At 70.4% G+C, this 6,324-nt stretch carries 6 protein-coding genes and 1 tRNA gene; 2 read left to right on the top strand and 5 right to left on the bottom strand.

The genetic code is table 11. The features are described 5' to 3' along the window. Nucleotides 1–58: 58 nt before the first annotated feature. A tRNA-Thr gene (locus GRF61_RS22915) sits at nucleotides 59–134 on the top strand. A 194-nt stretch (nucleotides 135–328) separates the two neighbouring features. On the opposite strand, the gene GRF61_RS22910 is transcribed toward GRF61_RS22915, so the two are convergent. From GRF61_RS22910 to GRF61_RS22895, 4 genes are all read right to left on the bottom strand, one after another. Then, the gene (locus GRF61_RS22910; protein ID WP_169152935.1) at nucleotides 329–493 is read right to left on the bottom strand and encodes a hypothetical protein; all 165 of its coding nucleotides are present in this window, start codon (nucleotides 491–493) and stop codon (nucleotides 329–331) included. Nucleotides 494–614: 121 nt separating this feature from the next. Continuing rightward, nucleotides 615–1,607: a PDR/VanB family oxidoreductase gene (locus GRF61_RS22905; protein ID WP_169152934.1), complete on the bottom strand. Its 993-nt coding sequence runs from the start codon at nucleotides 1,605–1,607 to the stop codon at nucleotides 615–617. Between the two features lie 85 nt (nucleotides 1,608–1,692). Beyond that, nucleotides 1,693–2,715 carry an aromatic ring-hydroxylating dioxygenase subunit alpha gene (locus GRF61_RS22900; RefSeq protein WP_169152933.1) on the bottom strand — a complete coding sequence of 341 codons (1,023 nt, stop codon included), beginning with the start codon at nucleotides 2,713–2,715 and terminating at the stop codon, nucleotides 1,693–1,695. Nucleotides 2,716–2,901: 186 nt separating this feature from the next. Continuing rightward, nucleotides 2,902–4,056, bottom strand: coding sequence for an ABC transporter substrate-binding protein (locus GRF61_RS22895; protein WP_169152932.1), 1,155 nt, complete (start codon nucleotides 4,054–4,056; stop codon nucleotides 2,902–2,904). A gap of 101 nt (nucleotides 4,057–4,157) precedes the next feature. On the opposite strand from GRF61_RS22895, the gene GRF61_RS22890 reads away from it, so the two are divergent. Then, on the top strand, nucleotides 4,158–5,075 hold the full coding sequence (locus GRF61_RS22890; protein ID WP_169152931.1) for a LysR family transcriptional regulator: 918 nt from the start codon (nucleotides 4,158–4,160) through the stop codon (nucleotides 5,073–5,075). A gap of 57 nt (nucleotides 5,076–5,132) precedes the next feature. On the opposite strand, the gene GRF61_RS22885 is transcribed toward GRF61_RS22890, so the two are convergent. Next, the coding region (locus tag GRF61_RS22885; protein ID WP_169152930.1) for an MFS transporter at nucleotides 5,133–6,324 on the bottom strand (1,192 nt) is incomplete at its 5' end.

The following is a 6,324-nucleotide window of genomic DNA, read 5'->3' as shown; positions in this document are numbered from 1 at the left end:
CTACCCGCCGCCCCAGGCTTGAAGCCACCCGCGCCCTAAGGTATAGTCGGCGCCCTTCGCTGCTGTAGCTCAGTCGGTAGAGCAACTGATTCGTAATCAGTAGGTCACCAGTTCGATTCCGGTCAGCAGCACCAGAGATTCAAGCAATTAGCCCGGCCCAGCGCCGGGCTTTTTGCAAATCCGGCTCAGCTTTTGCAGATCCGGTGCGACTTTGGTTCAAACGGCTCGCTTGCTGCGGGCCGTTTTCCTTTCCGCTGCGGTGGCCCGGCGCGAGGCCGGCGGGCGGGCGGCTTGCGCCACCGGATGCAGCCGCCTGTGCCCTCAGGGTTCAGGCGTAGATGAAGCTCAGCGCCACCGCCCCGCCGATCAGCAGGCAGAACAGCAAACCGGCGAGGGCCCGCAGGAGCCGGACCAGGCGGTAGCGCTTCGCCCCTTTGGCGGTGACGGCGTCCGCCGCGGCGAGAAGGGTCAGGTCTATCAGTTCGTCTGCCATTCGGTTCCCCGGCTTCCAAGCGGCCCGGCCGGCGTGCGCGCCGGTCCGGGCTTATTCGATCCGGGTGAAGACTAGCGGAGTTTTCCGGCCGTGGCACGCAGGGCGGCGCTTGCCGCTGCGCTCACAGATCCAGCTCCAGCACTTCGCCGCGGGCGCGGGACACGCAGATCATCATCGACTTGCCCGCCGCCCGCTCCGCCTCCGAGAGCACGTAGTCGCGGTGCTCCACCTCGCCGGCGCAGACCGCGGTTTCGCAAGTGCGGCACAGGCCTTCACGGCAGGCGCAAGGCAGGGCGAGGCCGTTTGCCTCCAGCGTTTCCAGGATGCTGAGGTGGGCCGGCACTTCCAGGCTGATGCCCTGCTGGCGCAGCACCAGCTGGAAAGGCCTGGGCCCGGCGGCAGCTTGGGCCGGCATGGAGGCCGGCGCTTCGGTGGGGGCGGAGAACCACTCGAAATGCAGTTGCTCCGGCGCCCAGCCGGTGGCGTGTGCTGCGGCCTGCTTGCGCACTGCCTGCATCAATCCGTCCGGCCCGCAGCAGTAGAGCTGTTCCCCTTCCGCCGGCGCGGCCAGCGCGGCTTCCAGGTCCAGCGGCCGGCCGGCGTGTTCGTCGTCCGCATGCCAGCTCACCCGCTGCGGCCAGCGGGCCAGCACTTCCTGGAAGGCGGCGCGGCTGCGGCTGCGCACGCAGTAGAGCAGCGACCATTCCGCGCCCCGGGCCTCGCAGGCGTGGATCATGGCCAGCAGCGGGGTGATGCCGATGCCGCCGCCAATGAAGCGGTAGTGCGGCGCGCCGGCCTGCAGCGGAAAGTTGTTGCGCAGCGCGGTCGCCGTCAGCACGTCGCCCACCCGCAGTTGCTGGTGGATGTGGCGCGAGCCGCCGCGGCTGGCTGGCGCGCGGCCGACGGCGATCAGGTAGCGCTCGCGTTCGCGGGGGTCGTTGCACAGCGAGTAGTGGCGGCGCAGGCCGCCGGGCAGTTGCAGTTCGAGGTGGGCGCCGGGCTCGAAGGGCGGCAGCGGGCCCCCCTCCGGCGCGCGAAGCTCGATGCTGACCACGTCGCGCGCCTCGGCAGTGAATTCGCTCACCCGCAGCCTCAGGGGCGTATCGCTGTTCATCGGCGGAGTTTCCTGTGTGGGCGTGGCGTGCGGCCTTCTCCGGCGGGAGATATGCCGTGGCCCCGGCTGGAGAGGGCGGGGGTGCTCATGCTGCCTGCTCCTCGCGGATGCGCTTGTTCATCACCCAGCGGAAGTGGGACAGCGCCGCGTCCACGCCCAGCGGCACCATGCGCACCTCCGGGTCGTGGGCCAGCATGCGGCTCTGGCCGCTGATGATGCGGCGGTCTTCCTCGAAGGCGTCCAGCAGCACCTGGTGGATGCGGCGGGTGGCTTCCGGATCGTCGATGGAGAAGTTGTGCGGCTGGGCGAAGAAGTAGTGGGTGCTGCCCGCGGTTTCCGGGGTGACGGCCTGGCAGCTGCGGAACTCGAGTGCGCCTTCGCGGCTGCCGTTGGCGCCGCCGCGGCCCACCGGCACGCTGCCGGAGTCCATCAGCAGCACGCCGGGCACGAGGAAGTCGTAATTGTTCCAGCGATCCACCGTCTCCCACTCGGGCCGCAGCTTGCGCACGAAGGGCGCCGGCTCGTCGCCCTCCAGCCCGCGGATGATGCGCACGCCGTTGGCCAGGCGCTCCACCTGCGGCTGGGCGCGGGCATAGGCCACCGAGCCGCCCACCGTCTCCGGATGCACGAAGGAGAAGTGGGAGAAATCGCACAGGTTGTCCGCCACCTGCAGGTAGTTGGCCTGGTGCAGCATGTAGCCGGAGAGGCTGCGCCAGCCGGGATCGTCCAGCCAGTGGGTGTCGGGCAGCAGGGCAGGGTCGGCCTTGTCCGGGTCGCCCATCCAGATCCACACCCAGCGCGAGCGTTCTTCCACCGGGTAGGCGCGCACCCGTGCCTGCGGCGGAATGTGCTCCTGCATCGGGATTTCGACGCAGCAGCCGCTGGGGTCGAACTTCAGGCCGTGGTACATGCAGCGCACGCAGTCGCCCTCCAGCCGGCCGAGGGAGAGCGGCGCGGCGCGGTGACAGCAGCGGTTGTCCAGGGCGACGACGCGGCCGGCGGTGTCGCGGTAGAACAGGATGGGGGTGTCGAGCAGGGTGCGGCTGAACAGGCCGTCGCCGATTTCGTCGCTCCAGGCGGCGACATACCAGCAGTTCTTCAGGAACATGGCGGGCTCCTTGTCAGGGCAGGGATGGGAGGGAAAAGGGCATGCGAGCGTGCGGCGGCCCGCCACCGGCCGGAACGGGCCGGCGGCGGAACGGCTTGCGGATGGAGAACGCGGGAAGGAGAGCGGGGAAGGAGAGTGGAGGAGGAGACAGGGTGCGGCGCCCACGTCGCCTTCTCGCTGCGGTCCTCAGTCGGCGCCCAGGTAGCGCCAGCCGCCCTGGCGCACTTCCACCAGCGCGACCGCGCGGCGGTCGTAGCCGACGTGGTCGGCGGCGGAGAGGTTCATCACGCCCTGGCTGGTCACCAGTTCGCGGGTGGCCTCCAGGCCGTCGCGCAGCGCGGCGCGGAACTCCGGCGTGCCCGGCTTGTGCTTCGCCAGCGCCCGCTTGAGGCCCTCGCCGATCAGCAAGCCGGCGTCCCAGGTATTGGCGGCGAAGATGGACATCGAGCCGGCGCCGTAGGTTTTCTCATAGCGCGCGGTGAGCTCGGTGGCCACCGGCCGCACCGGGTTGCCCGCCGGCAGCTGCTCGGCCACCAGCACCGGGCCGACGGCGAACACTGCGCCCTCGGCATCGCGGCCGGCGATGCGCAGGAAGTCCCGGTTGGCGATGCCATAGGTCTGGTAGATGCGGCCCTTGTAGCCGCGCTCGACCAGCGTCTTCTGCGGCAGCGCGGCCGGCGTGCCGGAGGCGGCGACCAGCACCGCGTCCGGCTTGTCGGCCATCAGTTTCAGCACCTGGGAGAGCACGCTGGTGTCGGTCTGGCCGTAGCGCTCCACCGTGCCCAGGCGCAGGCCCTGCGCTTCCGCCTGCTTGCGCACCTCGTTGAGCCAGCCTTCGCCGAAGGCGTTGCTGAAGCCGATGAAGCCCAGCGTCTTCACGCCGGCGGCCTTCATGTGCGCCACCGTGGCTTCCACCATCAGCGCCTCGTTCTGCACCGCCTTGAAGGACCAGCGGCGGATGTCGTCCTGCGGCGCGACGATGGCGGTGCCGCTGGCCACGCTCACCAGCGGCACGCCGGCGCGCGCCGCCGGCTCCACCATGGAGAGGGTGGAGGGCGTGGTGGAAGAGCCGATCACCACGTCCGCCTTGTGCTCCTCCACCAGCTTGCGGAAGTTCTTCACCGCCACCGTGGGGTCGGAGGCGTCGTCCAGCACGGTGTAGTCGATGCGGGTGCCGCCGATCTCCCGCGGCAGCAGTTCGATCATGTTGCGGGCCGGCGCGCCCAGCGAGGCGGCCGGGCCGGTGAGCGAGAGGGTGACGCCGACGTTGACCTGCGCGAACGCCGGACAGGCGGCGGCGAGCAGGGTGAGCAACAAGCCTCTCGGAATGCTGGGAATCATGGTTTCTGTCTCCATCGTTGTCGTGCCGTCTCGTGCGGACGGTTGCAGGCAAGATAGTCCTGCTACCAAAATTGGTACACAACATGGCCTCGATTAAGGTAATGAACATGATTCATAACCAGTTCGACCTCAACCTGGTGATGGTGCTGGACGCCCTGATCCGCGAGCGCAGCACCACCCGCGCCGCCGAGCAACTGGGGCTGGGGCAGAGCGCGGTGAGCCACGCCCTGGGCCGCCTGCGCCGGGCGCTGGACGATCCGCTGTTCATCAAGACCGCCGGCGGCCTCAAGCCGACGCCGCGTACTGAGGCGCTGACGCCGGCGGTGCTGCAGATGATGGAGATCGTGCGCAACGAACTGCACAGCCAGCCGCGCTTCGACCCGGCGCGGGTGGAGCGCTGCTTCCGCTTCTGCATGACCGACATGGGCGAGCTGGTCTTTCTGCCGCCGCTGATGGAGCGGCTGCGCCGCGAAGCGCCCCATTGCACCCTGCAGACGCTGCAGGTGCCGCAGGCGCGCATTGCCGAAACGCTGGAATCCGGCGAGGCCGATCTCGCCATCGGCTCGCTGCGCGCGATTCCGCAGGGGCTGTTCCAGCAGCAGCTGTTCACCCACCCTTTCGTCACCATCGTCGCCACCGACGCGCCGGTGGGCGAGCGGCTGACGCTGGCGGAGTTCGAGGCGATGGACCATGTGGTGGTCTCGCTCAACGGCGGCCGCGGCTCCGCCTACGACCAGGCGATAGAGGAACTGGGCGTGCGCAGGCGCATCTTCCTCACCACGCCGCACTTCCTGCTCATCCCGCCGCTGCTGGAGCGCCAGCCCAACCTGGTCGCCACCGTGCCGCGCGAGCTGGGCACCGTTTTCGCCCGCTACAAGGTGGTGCGGGTGGTGGAGCCGCCCATCGGCCTGCCTCGCTTCGAACTGCGCCAGCACTGGCACCCGCGCTTCCACTACGACCCCGCCAACCTGTGGCTGCGCAAGCTGGTGAAGGAGACTTTCGCGGATTATCCGGAGTGAGGTGTCCGGAATGAGGCGTCGGGCCCGGCCAAGGCGGGCGCGCCGGCCGCCTCGCGCTCAAGCGGCCCGCCGCCGTTTCACCGCGCGGGTGGACACCAGCGCCGCCGCCACCGCCAGCGCGGCGGCCAGCCCGAGGCCGATGCGTGGCGCATGCTCCGGGGTGATGCCGAGCAGCAGCGCGATGGTGGCCGAGCCGGCGGCCATGCCGGTCTGGCGGGCGGTGGCCTGCATGCCGCCGGTGGCGCCGTCGCGATGCGCAGGCGTGGAGGTGAGCAGCACCCGGTTGTTCGGCACCTGGAAGAAGCCGAAGCCGAACCCGCTGATCGCCATGAACAGCACCACCAGGCTGGGTTGGCCCGCCAGCGGCCACAGCGCGGCGCAGGCCGCGCCCACGGCGATGGCCAGGCCGCCGAACGCGCACAGCGCCTGCGGCGGATGGCGGTCCGCCAGGCGGCCGGACCACTGCGCCGCCACCGCCACCGTCAGCGGCCAGGCCATCATCAGCACGCCGGTGTGCATGGCGCTGAGGCCGAGCTGGTGCTGCAGGTAGAAGGGCAGGGCGATGAAGCACAGCATCTGCGAGGAAAACAGGCACAGCGAGCCCAGCATGGCGTGGCGGAACAGGGTGTGGTCCAGCAGGTCCAGCGGCAGCAGCGGCGCCGGCTTGCCGCGCTCGCGCCGCAGCAGGCCGGCCAGGCAGAGCGTGGCGAGGGCGAGCAGCCCCAGGCTGAGCCGTGGTTGCTCGGCGATGCGCTCCAGGCCGGTGATGCCCAGGCAGAACAGGCCGGCGTTCAGCACCACGCTGAGGCCATCGATATGGCGCGGTGCGCGTGGGCCTTCCGGAATCGCCCGCAGCAGTGCCAGCGTCAGCAGGCCGATGGGCAGGTTGATGGCGAACAGCCAGGGCCAGCCCGCCCAGGTGAGCAGCGCCGCCCCCAGCGTGGGGGCCGCCGCCGAGCCTATCGCCACGCAGAGGGCGTTGATGCCGATGCCCCGGCCGAGCTGCGCGCGGGGATAGGTATTGCGCACGATGCCGGCGCTGACGCACATGATGGCCGCCGCGCCCATGCCCTGCAGCGCCCGCCCCGCCACCAGCCAGCCCAGCGTCGGTGCCAGCGCGCAGGCCAGCGAGGCCAGGGTGAATACCGCCACGCCGGCGCTGAACACCCGCCGCAGGCCCACCCGCTCCGCCAGCGCGGCGAAGGGAAACAGCAGGGCCACCAGCGCCAGTTGGTAGGCGGTCACGATC

Source organism: Azoarcus sp. TTM-91 (assembly GCF_012911025.1).
Taxonomy (GTDB): Bacteria; Pseudomonadota; Gammaproteobacteria; order Burkholderiales; family Rhodocyclaceae; genus Azoarcus.
The sequence above is the reverse complement of the archived record's forward strand: the minus strand, read 5'-3'. Positions and strand labels throughout refer to the sequence as shown.